The following is a 20,397-nucleotide window of genomic DNA, read 5'->3' as shown; positions in this document are numbered from 1 at the left end:
GCGAGCAGGCTCGCTCCCACAGGTTTTGTGTTGAGTTCAGCCTGCGGGGCGCTCGTTGATCGTGCTCGCGGCCTGGAACAGGATTTTCGCAACGAAATCGATCTCCTGCTCAGTGATGATCAGCGGCGGCAAGAAGCGCACCGTCGCCCCATGGCGCCCGCCAAGCTCAACGATCAAGCCGTGCTTCAGGCAAGCCTGCTGGAAGGCCTTGGCCCGGGCCGTGTCCACCGGCGGGTGGCCCTGCACATCAAGGGTGCCCTGCGGGTCGACGATTTCCATCCCGAGCATCAGGCCGCGACCACGCACATCGCCGATCCAGGCGAATTCGTTTTGCAGCGCCTGCAGTTGTTTCTGCAGGTAAGCGCCGACCTTTTCAGCGTGCTGGACCAGGCCTTCATCACGGATGAAACGCAAGGTCGCGGTACCCGCCGCCATCGCCAACTGGTTGCCGCGGAATGTGCCGGCGTGGGCGCCCGGCTGCCAGACGTCCAGCGACTCGTGGTAGACCATGACCGACAGCGGCAACCCGCCACCGATGGCTTTGGACAGGGTGATCACATCCGGCGTGATACCCGATTGCTCGAAGCCAAACATCCGGCCACTGCGGGCAATGCCGCACTGGATCTCGTCGACGATCAGCGGGATACCATGGGCCTGGGTCAATCGGCGCAGTTCCTGCAGCCAGCGGTCCGGCGCGGCAATCACTCCGCCCTCGCCCTGAATCGGCTCCAGGATCAGCGCCGCCGGTGCGGTCACTCCGCTTTCCGGGTCGTTGAGCAAGTGTTCCAGGTAACGCACGTTCAACGTGACCGCCTGATCACCGGCCACTCCGAAAGGGCAACGATAGTCGTGCGGGAACGGCAGGCGCTGCACACCTGGCATCAGTGCGCCGAGGGCATTTTTCGGTGACAGGTTGCCACTGATGGCCAGCGTACCCAGGGTCATCCCGTGATAGGCCCCTTCAAACGCCAGGACCGAATGCCGCCCCGTGGCGGTGCGAGTCAGCTTGAGCGCGGCCTCGACCGCATCGGCCCCACTCGGGCCGCAGAACTGGATGCGTGCATGGCGAGCGAACTCGCTGGGCAGGCAAGCGAAAATCTCTTGGACGAATGCGTCCTTTACAGGCGTCATGAGGTCCAGGGTGTGCATCGGCACACCGGCCGCCATGACCTGAGTGATGGCTTCGATGATCACCGGGTGGTTGTGGCCCAGCGCCAGGGTGCCGGCACCGGCCAGGCAATCGACAAACACTTGCCCCCGGCTGTCCTGCACATAAATGCCATGGGCCCTTTCAAGCACCAGCGGAATGCGTCGCGGGTAACTGCGGGCGTTGGATTCCTGCTGTTGCTGACGTTCCAGCAGTGGAGTCGGATCGAGGCAGTAAGGACTCGACAGACCGGTGTGCAACAGGCGCAGCTGTTGCGCGCCACCCGCTGTGACATTCGAAAAAGCACTCATGATTTCCTCCATGGAGGCTGGGTTTGGAAGGAACAAACAGCCGGGAAACAAACATCCGAAACGTTGCAGGACAGGCGCGAGGAGATTGCCTCCCCGCGCCTTTGGGTTTTACATGTCGTAGCGCAGAATCATCCCCACCGTGCGCGGCGCGCCGACGTCGATGATGTCGTCGTTACGGTTGTTGGTGATGTATTCCTTGTCGAAGGCGTTTTTGACGTAAGCGGACACAGCGACGTTCTTGGTGACTTTGTACTCGGCGTTGAGGTTCACCAGAACATAGGCGTCGCTCTTACGCTCACCCGTGACTTTGCCATTTGAATCGAATTCATACTCCGAAGGCGCGGTGCCCTGATAGACAATATCCGTGCCTAATATCAGACGGTCGTCGAAGCGATAGACACCCCCTACCGAAGCCTTGTACTTAGGCGAATAGAGGAACGACTCACCGCTCCTGTCCTGCCCGCTGCCTGTGACGAAGTCCTTATATTTGCTATCGGTCACGGAGGCGCCGACGTTCAAGGTCAGCTGTTCGGTGATGTCCTTCTCTGCGAAGACTTCCAGCCCCTTGATATCGCTGCGACCCGCGTTGAAGACATCAATGAAGTCGCTGCCGTTGCGCCTAACACTGACCTGCTGGTCTTTCCAATCCGTGTAGTACAGGTTGGCGCGGGTACGCAGGGTCTTGTCGAAGAACGAACCGCGGTAGGACAGCTCGTAGTTGGTGGTGTATTCCGGATCGTAGGCTTGGTGACCGCTACCGGAACGCAGGTTGACGCCACCACCGCGGTAGCCTTTTTGCACCATGAAACCGAGGTATTGGTTCGCGGCCAGCTCATAGTCGATGCCGAGTTTCGGCAGCACGGCGTCAAATGACTTTTTGACTTTGCCGGATTCGGAGAAATCGTCCTGCTCGACGTCAGTATCGTTGGTCTCGTGGTCGTAACGCAGGCCGGTGATCAAGGTCCAGCGCGGTGCGAACGTCCAGTTGACTTCACCGAACACTGCCTTGTTCTCGATCGTGGTATCGCCCTTGACCGTACCGAACAGCACGTCATCGAAAAACAACCGGTCGTGGAAGTTGTTGCTGTTGTGGCCGTAGTACGCACCCACAAAGCTCTTCACCGTGTCCGAGGTGTAGTTCAAACGCAGCTCCTGACTGAACAGGTTACCGTCTTGCTTACGCAGAACGACCTCGTTGTCCACGGCATTCTGGTCGAAGTCCAGACGGTTGCTGTAGTCGGTACTGGTATTGGCGGTCATGCTCGTCAGCGACCAGGCATCGTTCAGACGATAATCCACCTTGGCGCTGAGGGTATCCTGCTTGAGGTTGTCGAAGGCCTTGGTGTTGGACCCAATGTCGTAATAGCTCGGCTTGCCGTCGGCGCCGCGCATCGTGGAACGATCCCCTTGGCGATGTTCGCTGTGGGCGTAGGTGAGCAACACGTCGGTGTCGTCGTTGGGCAGGATCAGCAATTTGCCGCGGGTGTTGCTGGTGCGACGCGGGTTGGCGTCGTCATTGAGCGTGGTGTTGCGGATGTAACCGTCGCCCTCGCCATAGTCCACGGCAATACGCCCGGCGATCTTGTCGTCGACGATCGAGCCACCACCGGCCACCGCCGCCCCGCGCTCACCGTAATTGCCCACATTGGTTTGCGCCGAAAAGCTCGGTTCGAAGGTTGGGTTCTTGGTCCGGATAACCACCGCGCCGGCCAGGGAGTTACGGCCCTGGGTGGTGGATTGCGGACCAAGGAATACTTCGACCTGTTCGGCATCCCAGAGCGGGACCGGGCTGAGGGTCAGCGCACGGTTCGGCTGTACGGCACCGTCGACATAAACGGATACGGCACCATTGAGAGTCGCTGGGCCCTGGTCGTCAAAACCGGACACCGGCACACCACGGATACCCCAGTTTTCATTGCCGGCCTGGCTATAGACGCCGGGCGTGCGGGCGAATACATCCACCAGGTCCTTGTCGCCGTGCTCTCGCAGATTCTTGTCGGTGAGGACCACGACGCTGGACTGGGTCTGTTCAAGCGTGCGGTCGATTTTTTCACCTGTCACGGTGATTGGAGCAATCTCCATCGTGCCGGCTTCTTCGGCCGCCCATGCAGCGTTGCTCAGGCCTATGGCCGACCCTACAGCCAACGCAATTGTGTTCTTTTTGAAATTCACGCCCCGCTCCCCTGCGACAGATATTTTTAGGTTTTTTGAGCTGGCCGAAGGCTGTGTGGCGCCAGCGGAGCGGAGTCTAATCCAAAAAAAAAATTAAATAAATAGTATTGATAATCTATCTCATTTGTACCTAGTATGACGTCTTGTATTGATCTGAATACATTACAGACGAGTCCTACACCACCGACCGCTGCCCTGCTTTCAAGGTCTTGTGACTGGTCGAAGAAGATATAAGAGGATGCACAAGGATGACCTCAATCGAACACCTGAACGGGCGTTCCGAGCTTTTTTCCATGGCGCCCACGGATGCAAGCGCCCAGTCGCTCCCCCTGCTGGTGCAAGGGACATCGGGACAGTCGATCCACGATCTGGACGCCTCGATTCGCGACGGCCTGGCTCATGCGCTGACCACGGTTGGCGGCGTGTTGTTTCGCGGTTTCGCCGTCGCCACGCCCATCGATTTCAAGCGCTTCGCTGCCAGCTTCGGGGCACCGCTGGCCAGTTACGAATTCGGTTCCACGCCGCGCAGCAAAGTCTTCGCCGGGGTCTATAGCTCCACGGAATACCCGGCCCATCAATTCATACCCTTGCACAACGAGCAGGCCTACACCCGCCCTTGGCCTTCGCGCATCTGGTTTCACTGCATCAAGGCCAGTGAAACCGGCGGCGAGACCCCGATTGCCGACAGCCGCCTGATCTACCAGCGCATGCCCGCCGAGATCCGCGAGCTGTTCGCCAGCCGCGAGTTGCTCTATGTACGCAACTACAGCGGCGCCCTGGACCTGCCTTGGGAAAAAGTCTTCAACACCCAGGACCGTGCCCAGGTCGAACGCTACTGCCGGGACAACGACATCGAGTGGGAATGGAAAGCCGATGGCGACCTGCGCACTCGCCAACGTTGCGCCGCCGTGCAGCAGCATCCCGATACCGGTGAATGGGTCTGGTTCAACCAGGCGCACCTGTTCCATGTCTCGGCCATCGAACCGAGCGTACGCGCCAGCCTGCTGGCAGCGGTGGGTGAAGAGAACCTGCCGCGCCATGTCTACTTCGGCGACGGCTCGGCCATTGCCGACGACATGCTCGACACCGTACGCGAGGTTTACCGCGAGACTGCCGTCAGTTTCCCCTGGCAGCCGGGCGATATCCTGATGCTCGACAACCGACTGGTGGCACACGGTCGCAATCCTTTCACCGGTGACCGTAAAGTCATCGTGGCCATGGCGTGAATTGCACATGTTTTCATTCAAACATTGGATTGAGGTGCTGGAAGCCAACGCCCAGCACTTCCCTCAACGTGCTGCCCTGCATTTCTTGCCGGACGGTGTAAACATCGGCGAAACCCTGACCTTTGCCCAGTTGCACGAGCAGTCCCAGTCCCTGGCGGCCGCGCTGCAAGCGCGTTATGCGCCGGGTGATCGCGTGCTGTTGATGCTGCCCAGCAGCCTCGACTACGCCCGTGCCTTCTGTGCCTGCCTATATGCGGGCCTGATTGCCGTGCCGTTGTTTCCGCCACCGTCGCGCAAACCGCGCCACCTCGACCGCGTCCGCAACGTGGTAGTGGATGCCGAGCCGGCGCTGATTCTGGCACCGGCGGATCATTGCGAAAGCCTGCAGGAACTGGTGGAGGGCCGCGTCGATGTGCTGACCGTCCAGCATCTGGGCACGCCACCGGCCAGCCAGTGGCAACGCCCGGCTATCGACGGTTCGACCGTGGCCTTCCTGCAATACACCTCCGGTTCTACCGGCTCGCCAAAAGGCGTCGAAGTGCGTCAGCGCAACCTGATCGCCAACGTCGAACTGATGCGCCAGGCGTACGATTTTGACGAGCACGGCGCCATGGTCAACTGGCTGCCTCTGTATCACGACATGGGCCTGATCGGCGGCATGCTGGCCCCGCTCTACAGCGGCATGCCGTGCTACCTGATGGCTTCCCAGACCTTCGTCAATGCGCCGTCGACCTGGCTGCAGGCATTGAGTCGCTACCGGGCCACCGCCAGCTTCGCCCCCAACTTCGCCTATGCCCTGTGCAACCGCGTGGTCAGCGACAACCTGATCGCACAGCTGGACCTGAGCAACTGGAAACACGCCATCAACGGCGCAGAGCCAATCCATCCCGGCACCCTGGAAGCCTTCGCCCAGCGTTTTGCCGCCTGCGGCCTGAACCCGTTGGCCATCAGCCCCGGTTACGGCCAGGCCGAAGCAACGCTGTGCGTCAGCGCCACGCCGGCCGATGCGCTGCCGGTGGTGCTGCGCCTGGACAAAGCCGTGCTAGAGAGCGGTCGCGTGGCCCTGGCCGCTGCCGATGCCGCCGCGGTGGAGTTCGTCGCCTGCGGTTATCCGCAAGCCTTGCACAGCATCGCCATCGTCGACCCGCAAACCTTCGAGCGCTGCGCCGCCGATCACATCGGCGAAGTCTGGCTCAAGGGCCCGAGCAACGCCGAATCCTACTGGAACAATCCCGAAGCCACTCGTGAGGCCTTTGAGGCACGGATTGTCGGCTCATCGGAGCATTACCTGCGCTCCGGCGACCTGGGCTTCATGCACGAAGGCCAGGTGGTGATCTGCGGGCGGCTCAAGGACCTGTTGATTCTCAATGGGCGCAACCTTTACCCCCACGACATCGAATTCGCCATTACCGACGCCGAGCCCGGCATCCGTACCGGACGCATCGCCGCCTTCGCGCAAATGGACCCGGCACTGGGCCGCGAGAAACTGGTGATTGTCGCCGAGCCGCAGCGCAAGTTCGTCGACCCGGCGCATCATCCGGCGCTGTTCACGTCGATGCAAAACGCTGTGCGCGAAGCCGCCGACTGTGGCATTGACCAGATTGTGCTGGTGCAAGCCGGCACCATCCCGATGACCACCAGCGGCAAGATCGCCCGCCAAGGTGCGCGCAAACAACTGGCCGCCGGCACGTTGAGCATCATCGCCCAGAGCGGTGGAACGCTGGCCTCGAACGACGAGCCCCTTGACCTTGCCCGGCTCAAGCGCCTGGCGACCGAAACGTCGCAACAGGCCCAAGCCGCCTGCCGCCAATGGCTGGAACAGACGTTGCACGCGGTCAATCCGTATTTTTGCGCCGACTTCGACCTCAGCCTGATCGGCCAGGGCCTGGATTCCATCGGCGTGGCCGACTTTGCCGCGCGCCTGCACAGGGACCTGGGTTGGAACCTCGATACTCAGGACCTGTTCGGGGAAACCACCCTGGGACAATGGGCGCTGGCCCTGCACGCGTTCCTCAATGATCCAACGCCAACGGCTGACGCTCCCACCGGGCAGACCAACCCCTGTCAGGGACATCAATCGTTCGCCCAGCGTCGCCTGTGGTTCCTGCGCCAACTGAACCCGGACGACACCCGCCACAACCTGGTGCTGCACCTGCGCCTGCAAGGTCCGCTGGACATCGAGACGTTGGCCCTGCGACTGAACACGCTGGTTGAGCGTCACGGCGTGTTGCGTACGGTGTACCGCGACAGTGTCGATGGCCCGCAACAACAGGTATTGCCGGCCACGGCTGTAGCACTGGCCCATCATGATTTGCGTGAGCAGAACGAAGCACAGCAACAGCAGACGCTGAACGAACGCCTGGCCCAAGAACACGCCACCCCTGTCGATCTGCAAGCCGGCCCAGTGCTGCGAGCGCAGTTACTCAGCCGACATGACCAACACCATGACCTGCTGTTGACGCTGCACCACATCGCCTTCGACGGGCGTTCGGCACAGGTGCTGCTGGCGGAACTGGCTGGCTCGGCAGACGTGGGGCTGCCGGGGCAATACCTGGCTTTCGCCCAATGGGAAGCCCTGCACTGGAGCGAACAGCGAATCGCCACCGAGCAAGGCTTCTGGCGCGAACACCTGGCCGGCATGCCGCAAACGTTGGAACTGGGTGGTAGCGGCCAGGCCCCTGGCGAATACAGCCTGGACTTCAACGTGCCCCAGACCGGCTGCGAGCGATTGGCAGCGCTGGCCCGTGAACAAGGCATGACGTTGTTCATGTTGTTGCTGGCCAGCTACCAACTGGTCCTCAAGCAACTGGGCGGCCAGCCGCAGTTCCTGTTGGGCACCGACGTCAGCGGCCGACCGCTGGCAGAGCACAACGACGTCATCGGTTTCTTCGTCAACCAGTTGACCCTGCGTTGTGACTTGCGCGGCGAAGCGACCCTGGCCGGTTTCCTTGAGCAGGTTCGCGATGAGTCGCGCCTGGCCTACGCCCATCAAGGCCTGCCTTTTGATCTGGTGGTCTCGGCACTCGCGCCGCAGCGCCGCCCCGGTCACTCGCCGCTGTTTCAGGTCAAGCTCAACTATCAACCGTCACGGGTGACCCCGACCGCCATCGCTGGCGCACAGTTGTCCGCGCTCGACGTGGCCCAGGCACCGGGGGATTTCCACCTGGTGCTCGACCTGGTGCACGGCGACGAAGGCCTCGCCGCGACCCTCAAGTATCGCGGCGAATACTTCGACCGGGACCGTGCCTTGCGCCTGCAACACCTATGGACGCGCCTGCTGGAGCAGATGCACAGCCTGCTGGACGAGCCGTTGCCGGCACTGGCCGAGCGCATCGACAGCTGGGATCAGGCCTTCGCCCGGGAGCGACAGCAATCCCAGGCGCTGGCCGGTCGTAGCCAGATGATGCAAGCCAAACGTCGCTCCTTGTCCCTTTAACCGAGTCGGATGCCGTTATGTCTATCGTGCCCCCATCGCCACGCGCCCTTGGCGCCGTGCGTCGCAAAGCCATGAACGTCTCGGAACAACAGTTGGTCACCGAGCGCCTGCTCAGTCCGGACCACGCCCTGCCCCTGGTGATCGAGCCGGCGGTCAGCGGCGTTGACCTGATCGCCTGGGCCGCCCGGGAACGCGAGTCGCTGGAAAAAAAATTGCTGCAGTACGGCGCCCTGCTGTTTCGCGGCTTCAACGTCGCGTCTGTCGAGCAGTTCGACCAGGTGATCGCCGCCCTCTCCCCCGGGGCGTTGGAATACATGTTCCGCGCGTCCCCCCGGACACGGGTCGGCGGCAACATCTACACCTCGACCGACTACCCGGCCGACCAGATGATTTTCCCCCACAACGAGCACTCCTATTCGCCGCGCTTCCCCCTGCGGTTGTTCTTCTACTGCCAACTGCCGTCCGAGACTGGCGGTGAAACACCGATCGGCTCGATCCGCGCCGTAAAGGCCAGGATCAGCCCGCAGATCGAAGCGCGGTTCCGGGAAAAAGGCGTGCTGTACGTTCGCAACTACGGCGACGGTTTCGGCCTGCCGTGGCAGAGCGTTTTCCAGTCCGAAGACCGCCGCGAAGTGGAAGCCTACTGCGCCAGCGTCGGCATCGAAGTGGAATGGAAAGACAACAATCGCCTGCGCACCCGCCAACGCGGACCGGCCGTGGTGCGCCACCCGCGCACCGGCGAAGAGGTCTGGTTCAACCACGCCACGTTCTTCCACATCAGCACCCTGCCCGGGCGAATCCGCGATTCGCTGCAAAGCAACTTCAACGACCTCGACCTGCCCACCAACACCTTTTACGGCGATGGCGAACCGATCGAGCCGCAGGTTCTGGAATCGCTACGCGCGGCCTACCTCGACTCGCTGGTGCGCTTCAGTTGGCAGCAGGGCGACGTGTTGTTCATCGACAACATGCTCGCCGTGCACGGTCGCGAACCCTTTACCGGCAAGCGCGCCATCATGACCGGCATGGCTGAAGCCCTGCTGTCGAGCGACGTTGCCGTCTGACATTCAACGGGTCCACCCGCCGTTCGCAGGCGGCTTGCCTGACACGAGTCCAGCAAGCCCCGACGTCTGTGCGGTGATCCAGGCTCAAGCCCTTTTCCAGTCGAGATGAACATGAGCGGACTTCAAGGTTTTCGTATTTCGCCGCAACAGGCATCGGTTTACCCCCACACCCACGGCGCAGCGGCGCACCCGTTTAGCTGCCATTTGCAATGGTCGCTGTTGCAACCGCTGGATGTCGATGCACTGAACAACCGCCTGCAGGCACTGGTGGCCGGCAGTGAAATCCTGCGCACACGCCTGATGGCCGTGCCAGGTCTGCGCCACCCGGTGCAGGTGATTGACGAAGCCGGCTCACTGGCGGTGAACCTCCAGGACCTGCGCCCACACAGCCGCGCCGACCAGGACGCCGCGCTCGCTCAACTCGCCACCCAGCCCCGTGACTGGACAACGCCGCTGTGGGTGACCCTGGTGCGCCTGTCCGATGAGCAATACGTGCTGGACCTCGCGGCGGCCAGCAGCCATTTCGACCTCGCCAGCCTGAAATGGCTGGCCGGTGCATTGCTGCAGGACACTGCCACGGACCTGTCCGAAACCCTGCAGTACGCCGATTACGCCGAATGGCGCTGGAGCCTGGTGGAAGACGCGCCGGACCATCCGGGCGTGAGCTTCTGGAAACCTGCGGGCGACACCGAACAGGCCACCTTGCAGCTGCCGCTGGAATCGCCCCTCGATGGTGGATTTGCGCCGACCCGACTGGAGCTGACGCTGCCGGCCGACCTCGCCCGTCACCCGGCCCTGACCCCGGAACTGCTGCTGGCGGCATGGGCTGCGGTCCTGGGACGACTGGTCGGCCAGCAGCAGGTGCCACTCACTCTGATCCATGAAAGTCGCGGCGCGGAACTGGAGAACACCCTGGGCCTGTTCGAACAGTGCCTGCCCGTGAGCATCGAACTGGATGCCCAGGCGCCCCTGCTGGAGCAAAGCACGCAAGTGGCCGCCACCCTGGAGCGGCTGATTGGCTGGCAAGACTATTACACCGGCGACCACCCCGCCGGATACGCTTTTGCCTGGCGCTCCGGCGATGCCCGGGAGCGCCATGCCAGTGCGGTCATGAACCCGTTGAAGGCTTGCCTGAACGTCCGCCAGTTGCCCGACAGCCTGCACGCGCAGGTGGTCTACGACCGCCATGTCCTCAGCGCCGACGCTGCGGGCTGCCTTGCCGAACAATGGCTGCAACTGCTGCAAGGCGCCCTGGCCGAACCGCAACGGGGCTGGGCCCAATTGCCCCTGGGTGGCACGCTGCAATCGCAGTTGATCGGCACCGGCGCGAGCGCCCCCTCCATCGAACCGGTGACGCTGGTGGAATTGATTGCCCGTCAGGTTCGCCAACAACCGAACGCCATCGCCCTCAGCGACAAGGACGGCGACCTGAGCTACAGCCGCCTCGACGCCTGCGCCACGCAACTGGCCCATCAACTGGTCGCCGCCGGCATCGGTCCAGGGGTGCCTGTCGGCATCCTGTTCGCCCGCAGCAACGCGGCCATTGTCGCCATGCTCGCCGTTTTGAAAGCCGGTGGCGCCTACATGCCCGTCGACCCGACCTACCCGGCCGACCGTCGCGCCTACATGCTCACCGACAGCGCCATCGCCCACATCGTGGTCAGCGCAGAACTGGCTGACAGCGTGCCGGCCAACCTGCAACGCTTCGTGCTGGATGAGCTGACGACACAGGACCTCGGCGATTGGCCGGCGCTGCCCTTGCCGGACGCCAACGACCTCGCCTACCTGATCTACACCTCCGGTTCTACCGGTGCGCCGAAAGCCGTGGAAATCAGCCACGGCGCCTTGAGTTTCTCGACCCAGGTACGCATGGCGGCCTATGAGACCCCGGTGCGCGCCTACCTGTTGTTGTCGTCGTTTGCCTTCGACAGTTCGGTCGCCGGGATTTTCTGGACTCTGGCCCAAGGCGGGCGCCTGGTATTGCCCGCCCCGGGCGAAGAGCTGGAGATGGCCCGCCTGGCGCAGTTGATTGCCCAGCACCAGGTCAGCCACGGCCTGTCGCTGCCGTCGCTGTACCAAGCCCTGCTCGATCAATTGCAGCGCAGCGGGGGAACCGACAGCCTCGCCTGCTGGATCGTCGCGGGTGAGGCTTGCCCGCCGTCGCTGATCGCGCAACACAGCAAGACCCTGCCACACGCACATCTGGTGAACGAATACGGTCCCACTGAGGCCACCGTATGGGCCACCTATGAGGTGCTGGACCCACGCCGGAACGTCAGCATCGGCCGTCCGATCGCCGGCATGGACCTGCGCCTGCTGAATGAATTCGACACGGCTTGCGGCATTGGCGAACCAGGTGAAATCGTCCTCGCCGGCCCCGCCCTGGCCCGCGGATATCGGCACAAACCCGAAGAAACCGCCAAGGCCTTCGTCACCCTGGCCGACGGCACTCGCGCCTACCGCACCGGTGACCTGGCATGCTGGCTGGCCGACGGGCGCCTGGCGTTCCTGGGGCGCAAGGACCATCAGGTCAAGGTCCGTGGCTACCGCATCGAGCTGGGCGAAATCGAACGCCAGTTGTGCAGCCACAGCGACGTGCGCGAAGCCGCGGTGATCGTTCAGGAACATGCCGCCGGCAAGCGCCTGCTCGCCTATATCCTGGCCGCCCACGGCTACGCACCGGACTCGGAGGCGATCAAGCGTTTCCTCGGCGAACGCCTGCCGTCGTACATGGTGCCGGCCCTGGTGCTGACCCTGGCGAGCTTTCCCCGCACGCCCAACGGCAAGCTCGACACCCGCCAGTTGCCCGACCCGGAGCAGCTCGACGAAAGCGCCCACGTGGCGCCGCGCAACGCCATGGAAACCACCCTGCAAGCCATCGTCGCCAAGGTCTTGAAACTCTCGACAGTGAGCGTCACCGACAATTTCTTCGCCATCGGCGGCGACTCGATCCTGAGCCTGCAAGTGGTGGCTCAGGCCCATGAGCAAGGCATCGCGCTGTCGGCCAAGCAAGTCTTCGAACGCCAGACCGTCGCAGCCATGGCCGAGGTCGCGCAACCGCTGGATCCGAGCGCCGCCGAGCCGCAAGCCGACAGCACCGAATTCAGCGCCTCGGGCCTGTCCGATGACGAAATGCAAGCGCTGATGGCCGAACTGGACGAGGCCGACCTGTGAGCGGTTCTTCTCGTCACCACGCCATCACCGTCGCCCCTATTTACGCAGGACCGTTTTAATGACCAGCGAAAAAACCACCGGTAACCCGATCGAAGACATTTACCCGCTGTCGCCGCTGCAACAAGGGATGCTGTTCCACTCCCTGCTGCACGAAGACTCCGGTGTGTACCTGATGCAGGATCGCTACCGCATCGGCGGGGCCATCGATGAAGGCGCGTTCCTCGAATCGTGGCGCCAGGTGGTGGCGCTGCACCCTTCCCTGCGTGCCAGTTTCCAGTGGAAAAGCCAAAAGCAACCGGTGCAGGTGATCCATCGTCAGGTCAAGGTACCGCTGGACACCCTCGATTTGCGCGGACTCGCCCCCCATGAGCAGGAAGCGCGGATCCGCACCCTGCTCGAAGACGAGCAGAAAGTCGGCTTCAACCTGTCCAAACCACCGCTGATTCGCTTTCGGCTGGTGCGCCTGGCTGACGAGTCCTACGAATTCATTCGCAGCTTCCACCACATCCTGATGGACGCCTGGTGCATTTCCCTGGTGACCGTGGACTTCCTCAAAGTCTACGAAGCACTGTGCAACGACCGCACGCCGGAGCTGAAAAGCCCTCGGCCATTTCGCGATTACATCCAGTGGCTGCAACGCCAGGATGCGGGCAAGGCCGAGCAATTCTGGCGCGGCCAACTGCAAGGCCTCAACGCCCCTACGCCACTGACCGTGGACAACGGCGTGACCCGCGACCGCTACACCGATGCGGTGCTGGTGGACGACCAACTGATTCACCTGAACGAGCAGCAAACCCAGGCGCTGGCGGCGTTCTGCCGCAGTCGGCGGATCACCCCGAACACGTTTTTCCAGGGTGTCTGGTCACTGCTGCTGTCGCGCTACAGCGGGCAACAGGACGTGGTGTTCGGCGTCACCGTGGCCGGGCGTCCGGCCGACCTGACCGGTGTAGCGGAGATGATCGGTCTGTTCATCAACACCCTGCCGCTGCGGGTTTCGGTGGACCCGAATGCCACGCTCGGCCATTGGCTGGGCGACCTGCAAAAGCTCAACGTCGACATGCGTGACTTCGAGCACACACCGTTGACCGACATCCAGGGCTGGAGCGATTTCCCCCGGGGCGAGACCCTGTTCGACAGTATCCTGGTGTTCGAAAACGCGCCCATCGACGAACAGATCCTCGAAGGCGGCTTCCAGTTCAGCCTCGAAGGCATGGACCACAGCGTGCACACCCACTACGGCTTGACCGTGGTGATCCTGCCGGGAGAACAGCTGGGCATCCGCGTGTCCTATGACCGCGAACGTTTCGAAGCCGCCACCGTGCAACGCCTGCTGGGCCACATCGCCAGCCTGGTGCGCAGCATGCTCGCCGCCCCCGACGCGCCATTGGCCAGCTTCGAACTGCTGGCCGCCGAGGAACGCCAACAGTTGCTGGGTGAGTGGGCACTCAACCCCCACGACTTCCCGCTGGATCAAAGTTACGCCGAGCTGTTTGCCGCCCAGGTCGCCCAGCGCGGTGATCAGGTCGCTGCGATCTGCGCCGGTGAGTCGCTGACCTACGCCGAGCTGGACCTGCGTTCCACGCGCCTGGCCCATGCCCTGCGCGAGGCCGGCGCCGGTGAAGATCAACTGGTCGCGCTGGTGGCCCCTCGTGGCCTGGCGCTGTTGACCATGATGCTGGCGGTGTTCAAGGCTGGCGCAGCGATGTTGCCCCTTGAGGTCAATCACCCGCCCGAGCGCCTGCGGGAAATCCTCGGGCTGTCCCGCGCGCCTCTGCTGGTGGCGAGCGAAGCCTGCAGCGGCCTGCTCGATCAACTGCTCAGCGGCCTCGACCCGGCGCCCGAGGCGCTGTTCGCCGAGGCCTGCTGGACGTCCAGCAACGATTCGCCACTGCCGCGGCTCGGTGGCCCGGACAGCCTGGCCTACGTGCTGTTCACTTCGGGTTCGACCGGCACGCCGAAGGGCGTGATGATCGAACAGCGCGGCATGCTCAATAACATCTTCGGCAAGGTGCCGGCCCTGGGGCTCAATGCCGACGACCGCATTCCGCAGACCGCGTCGGTGGCGTTCGACATTTCGGTGTGGCAGTTCCTCGCCGCGCCGGTGCTCGGTGCCACCGTGCACATTCTTCCGGATGAAGTCGCCCACGACCCGCAACGCCTGCTGCAAGTGCTCGCCAGCGAGCGCCTGAGCGTGCTGGAAATCGTCCCGAGCCTGATGCGCACCTTGCTCGCGCTGTGCCCGTGCGATTTGCAACTGCCGGACCTGCGCTGGGTATTGCCCACCGGTGAAGCCCTGCCGCCGACCGTGGCCCGGGACTGGTTCGCGCGCTTCCCCAACATCGCCCTGATGAACGCCTACGGGCCGGCCGAATGCGCCGACGACGTAGCCTTCCAGCCGATCTTCGCAGCCCCGGGGGCCGAAGTCAGTCACATGCCCATCGGCCAGCCGACCGCCAACAACCGCCTGTATGTGCTGGACGAAGCCCTGCGCCCGGTGCCGGTTGGCGTGGCCGGGGAAATCTGTGTCGGGGGCGTCGGCGTCGGCCGCGGCTACCTGCACGACCCGCAGCGCACCGCTGACGCCTTTATCGACCACCCTCAACTCGAAGGTCGCCTGTACCGCACCGGTGACCTGGGCCGCTGGCGTGCAGACGGGGTGATCGAATACCTCGGCCGCCGCGACCAGCAGGTCAAACTGCGCGGGCACCGGATCGAGCTGACGGAAATCGAACACCGTCTCGCCCAGCACCCGAATGTGCGCGAAGCCGCCGTCCTGCTGCGGGAAAATAGCGTCGGCGAAGCCTGGCTGGTGGCGTACTGGGCGGCCTATGACGAGTCCCTGGGAAGCGACGGCCTGAGCGACCACCTGCGGGCGCAACTGCCGCCGTACATGGTGCCGGCGGCCTTCGTCTGCCTGGACAAGCTGCCGCTGAACAACAACGGCAAAGTCGATCGCAAGGCCTTGGCCGCCCGGGAACTGGACTGGCAGGCCGACGCCGAGGAAAGCATCGCCCCGCGCAACGCACTGGAAACCACCGTGGCGTCCATCTGGGCCGAAGTGCTGGGCCGCGATACGGTCGGCGTGGAAGACAACTTCTTCACCCTCGGCGGGCATTCGCTGCTGGCGACCCAGATCGTTGCCCGCCTGCGCACCCAATTCAAGCTCGACCTGCCGTTGCGGGTGCTGTTCGAGCACCCCACCGTGGCCTTGCTGGCTACAGCCATCGCCGCGCGCCAGACCCAGGCCGCCGCACCGCAAACCGCGGCGATCAGCGCGCTCAAGGCCCAACCGCGTCCAGCGCTGCTGCCGCTGTCGTTCTCGCAACAACGGCTGTGGTTCATCGAGCAACTGACGCCGGGCACCACGTTGTTCAACATCCCGTTCGCCCTGCATCTGAAGGGCGAACTCAATGTCGAGGCGCTGCACGCCAGCCTGAACGACCTGCTGGTGCGCCATGAAATCCTGCGCACCGGCATCCACAGCACCAACGGCCTGCCGTGCCAGCGCATCAGCCCAGCGCTGGAAATGGCACTGCCCTTCGAAGACCTGTCGGGCCTGACCGCCACCGCTCGCGAAGGTGCGCAGTTCAACGCCTTGCAAGATACCTTCGAGCAGCCGTTCGACCTGACCTGCCCACCCCTGCTGCGGGCGCGTTTGCTGCGCCTGGGGCCGGGTGAGCATGTGTTGGGCATCGCCCTGCACCACCTGGTCTCGGACGCCTGGTCGGCCACCATCGCCCTGCGCGAGCTGGCTCTGGGTTATGAAGCCCGTTGCAACGGCACTCCCGCCGAACTACCGGCCCTGCCATTGCAGTACGCCGACTTCGCCCTCTGGCAGCGCGAACACCTGCAAGGCGCCGAACTCAAGCGCCAACTCGATTACTGGACCACCACCCTGGACCGTCGCGACAGCGATGCCAGCCCGCTGCTGGCCTTGCCCACCGATCACCCACGGCCATCGGTGCAAAGCTACCGCGCCGGGATCGTGCAGCGTGAACTCAGCGCCGACCTCAGTGGCCGGGTGCAAGCCTTTGCCAGTCGCCTCGGCACCACGCCGTTCACCGTCCTGTTCGCCGGCTTCGCCGTGTTGATGCACCGCTTGAGCGGCGACGCCACGGTGCTGGTCGGCACCCCGGTCACTCACCGGGAACAACCGGGCACCGAAGGCCTGCTGGGCATTCTGTTGAACAACCTGGCGATTCGCGCGGACTTCGAGCCGCAAGCTGGCTTCACCGCCCTGGTCAAACAAGTGGCCGAGCGTCTGCGCAGTGGCCTGCTGCATCAGGACCTGCCGTTCGAACAATTGGTCGACAGCCTGCAACTGCCGCGCAGCCTCAGCCATGCGCCGCTGTACCAGGTGATGGTCGCCCAGCAACTGGCCATGGAATCGCGCCTACGCTTCCCCGGGCTGGAATTCGAAGCCCTGGACACGCCGCTGCGGCACTCCGAATGCGACTTGGATTTGCACGTGCTGTGCCCGGCCAATGCGCCGATCCAGCTGGAGCTGATGTTCGCCCTCGACCTATTCGTCGCCGACAGCGCCCGCCAGACTCTCGCGCGCCTGGAGCATCTGCTCGAACACATGCTCGCCGAGCCACAGCGCCCGGTCGCCGCCTTGCCGCTGCTGATGGACGCGGAGTGGCAACGCACCGTGGTCGAGTGGAACCGTACCGAGATGCAGGTGCCGACGCACCTGACCTTCGCCCAGTTGTTCGAACAACAGGCCGAGCGCACCCCGGAGCGTGACGCCCTGTGCTTCGAAGGCCGCAGCCTGAGCTATGGCGAACTGAACCGTCGGGCCAACCAGGTGGCGCATTTCCTGCGCAGCCAGGGCGTCGGCGCCAACCGCCCGGTGGCGTTGTGTGTCGAGCGTTCGCTGGAACTGCTGGTCGGCCTGCTGGGCATTCTCAAGTCAGGCGGCGCTTATGTACCACTGGACCCGACCTACCCGGTGGATCGCCTGGCGTACATGCTCGAAGACGCGCAACCGGCACTGTTCCTTGGCCAGCAAGGCCTGCTGGAACAGCTGGGCGCCGAACTGCCACGCTTGCGCCTGGACAGCGACGCAGCGCTGTTCGCCAACCAGCCAGACAGCAATCCTGCCCCGCTCGCCGGCCCGCAAGACCTGGCCTACATCATGTACACCTCCGGCTCGACCGGTAAGCCCAAGGGGACCTTGGTGACCAACGGCTCGGTGGTCAACCTGGCCTGGGCGCGTATCCATGGTTTGTATCGCCGCTACACCGACCAGCCGATGCGCACCAGTTTCAACTATTCGTTCGCCTTCGACAGCTCGGTGGCCGAACTGATCCTGCTGCTCGACGGCCACAGCCTGTACCTGACCCCGGAAGACGTGCGCTACGACCCCGAGGCCCTGGCCGGATTCTTCCGCGACACGCGCCTGGAAGCCTTCGAGTGCACCCCGGCGCAACTCAAGGCCCTGCTTGAAAGCGACAGTGTTCGCCGTGGCGAGGTGTACCTGCCGCGCTTCGTGCTGTTCGGTGGCGATGCGGTGGATGCGCAGCTATGGCAACGCCTGCCGTCGATTGCCGGCAGCCGCTTCTTCAACACCTACGGCCCGACCGAATGCACGGTCGATGCAACCGGCTGTGCGGTGGATGACTTCCCGCTGCGGCCGATCATTGGCCGGCCGATCGCCAACGTGCGCACTTACGTGCTCGATGCTTTCCTCAACCCGATGCCGGTGGGCGTCCCGGGGGAACTGCACATCGGCGGCGCAGGCGTGACCCTGGGCTACCTCAACCGTGCCGAACAGACTGCGAAGGTGTTCATCGAAGACCCGTTCTCGTCGCTGCCCGGCGCGCGGCTGTACAAGTCCGGCGACCTGGTGCGCTGGCTGCCCGACGGCCAGCTCGAATACCTGGGACGCATGGATCACCAGGTGAAGATTCGTGGCTTCCGCGTCGAACTGGGGGAAATTGAAACCCTGATCGGCGCCCAACCGGGCGTGCGCCAGGCCGTGGTATTAGCCCGTGAAGACGTGCCCGGTGACAAGCGCCTGGTGGCCTACGTGACGTGCGATCAGCAGGCCGACATCCACGCCTGGCGCAAAGCCATTGGCGCCGCCCTGCCCGACTACATGGTGCCATCGGCGTTTGTGCTGCTCGATGAATTGCCGCTGACCGACAACGGCAAACTCAACCGCAAGGCCTTGCCGGCCCCGGATATCCAAGCCGCACCAGACGCCCTGGAGCCACCGCGCAGCGCCGCCGAACAGCAACTGGCCGCCCTGTGGGCCGAGTTGCTGAACGTGCCGCCGTCGCAGATCGGCCGTGACAGCCACTTCTTCTACCTTGGCGGCCACTCGCTGCTGGCGGCGGCGCTGTTTGCCCGCCTGCGCCAACAGTTCACCAGCGTGCCACCGTTGCGGTCGGTGTTTGAACACCCGACCCTTGAAACCTTGGCCGCGCTGCTGGGCGATCCCCTGCAAGCCCCGGCGGCGACCTTCGTTGCACCGGCACGTCCGGCGCGCCTACCGCTGTCGTTCGAACAGCAACGCTTGTGGTTCCTCGAACAACTGAGCGCCGGCGGTGGTGAATACAACGTGGTCAGCGCCGTGCAACTGAACGGCGAACTCAATGTCCAGGCCCTGCAAACGGCCCTGGACAGCGTGGTCCAGCGCCACGAGATTCTGCGCAGCCGCATCGTGCGCGATACCGACGGTGAGTTGGCGTTGATCGTCGAACCGCAAGTCGCTATCACCTTGCAAGTCACGCCACTGCAGGCCGCCAGCGACGAACAGTGGCAACAACTGACCGACGCGGCGATCCACGCGCAAACTGGCCGCCGTTTCGACCTCGCCGCCGAAGTGCCCGTGCGTGCCACACTGCTGCAACGCAGTGGCGGCGCCCAGTCGCTGCTGTTGCTCAGCGTGCACCACTGCGCCACCGATGACGCCTCCAGCCAGAACCTGTTGGATGAACTGCGACAGTTCTACACCGCCCAGTGCCAGGGCACTCCGGCGGCACTGCCGGCGCTGGCGCTGCAATACCCCGATTATGCCCTCTGGCAGCGCGAGCCCATTCAACAGACCGCGTTCAGCAGCCAACTGGAATACTGGCGCAACCAACTGGAGGACGGCGACTACCTGCTGGATCTGCCGACCGAACAGGGCCGTCCAAACCAGCTCGCCCCGACGGCCGGCGCAGTGCAACTGCAATTGCCACCCGCCCTGGTGGAACGCCTGCGGCAGTTCGCCCAGCAACGCGGCGCCACGCTGTACATGCTCATGCTCGGTGCGGCGCAGTTGCTCTTGGGGCGCTACGCCAACCAGCGCGACGTACGGGTCGGTAGCCCGGTGGCCCAGCGTCCATTCGCCGAGCTGCAACCGCTGATCGGCTGCTTCGTCAACACCGTGGTCATGCGCGCCGATCTGGATCCGACGCTGGATTTCGAAGGTTTGCTGGGCCAGGTGCGCAACCGTGTGCTGGATGCCCAGCAGCATCAGGACGTGCCGTTCGACCAGGTCGTGGAGCACCTGAAACCTTCGCGCAGCCTCGGCCAGACGCCGCTGTTCCAAGTGCTGTTCGCCATGCAGAACGCCGATTCGTCGAGCCAGCCATGGCCGCAGTTGCAGGTCAGCGAACGGGCGGTGACCGCCCAGGCCACCAAGTACGACCTGAACTGGGAAGTGCACGACGGCGAGGTGCTGTCGGTGTTGCTGGAGTACCGCGCCGCGCTGTTCAGCGAAACCACGGCCCGGCGTTGGCTGGAACAGTGGCAACAACTGCTGGAAGCCATGCTCGAAGCACCGCAGACCCGTCTCGGGGACTGGTCACCGTTGCCGGCGGCCGAGCGTCATCGCCAACTGATCGAGTGGAACGCCACCGAACGTCACTACAGCGGC

The 20,397-nt window shown here is 63.9% G+C and carries 7 protein-coding genes; 5 read left to right on the top strand and 2 right to left on the bottom strand.

Features of this window, described 5'->3' with window-relative positions:
* Positions 1–36: 36 nt before the first annotated feature.
* Together HU811_RS13985 and HU811_RS13980 are read right to left on the bottom strand one after the other, a co-directional pair.
* Positions 37–1,458, bottom strand: a complete 1,422-nt coding sequence (locus HU811_RS13985) for a diaminobutyrate--2-oxoglutarate transaminase (protein WP_186656460.1) — start codon at positions 1,456–1,458, stop codon at positions 37–39.
* Between the two features lie 108 nt (positions 1,459–1,566).
* Positions 1,567–3,630 (bottom strand): TonB-dependent receptor, encoded by a 2,064-nt coding sequence (locus HU811_RS13980; protein WP_092396321.1) that lies wholly within the window; start codon positions 3,628–3,630, stop codon positions 1,567–1,569.
* Positions 3,631–3,878: 248 nt separating this feature from the next.
* Between HU811_RS13980 and HU811_RS13975 the strand changes: the two genes are divergently transcribed.
* The 5 genes from HU811_RS13975 to HU811_RS13955 all read left to right on the top strand — a co-directional run.
* The gene (locus tag HU811_RS13975) at positions 3,879–4,856 is read left to right on the top strand and encodes a TauD/TfdA family dioxygenase (RefSeq protein WP_186656457.1); all 978 of its coding nucleotides are present in this window, start codon (positions 3,879–3,881) and stop codon (positions 4,854–4,856) included.
* 7 nt (positions 4,857–4,863) lie between these two features.
* Positions 4,864–8,292 carry a condensation domain-containing protein gene (locus tag HU811_RS13970; protein ID WP_186656456.1) on the top strand — a complete coding sequence of 1,143 codons (3,429 nt, stop codon included), beginning with the start codon at positions 4,864–4,866 and terminating at the stop codon, positions 8,290–8,292.
* A 17-nt stretch (positions 8,293–8,309) separates the two neighbouring features.
* Positions 8,310–9,356: a TauD/TfdA family dioxygenase gene (locus HU811_RS13965; RefSeq protein WP_186656455.1), complete on the top strand. Its 1,047-nt coding sequence runs from the start codon at positions 8,310–8,312 to the stop codon at positions 9,354–9,356.
* Positions 9,357–9,467: 111 nt separating this feature from the next.
* Complete coding sequence (locus HU811_RS13960) at positions 9,468–12,530, top strand: non-ribosomal peptide synthetase (protein ID WP_186656454.1); 3,063 nt, start codon at positions 9,468–9,470, stop codon at positions 12,528–12,530.
* Between the two features lie 58 nt (positions 12,531–12,588).
* Positions 12,589–20,397: non-ribosomal peptide synthetase (locus tag HU811_RS13955; protein ID WP_186656453.1), on the top strand; the 7,809-nt coding region annotated here is incomplete at its 3' end.

The organism is Pseudomonas tehranensis, from assembly GCF_014268615.1.
Classification (GTDB): Bacteria; Pseudomonadota; Gammaproteobacteria; order Pseudomonadales; family Pseudomonadaceae; genus Aquipseudomonas; species Aquipseudomonas tehranensis.
Note: the sequence above shows the minus strand (reverse complement) of the source record. Positions and strands in the feature narration are given on the sequence as shown.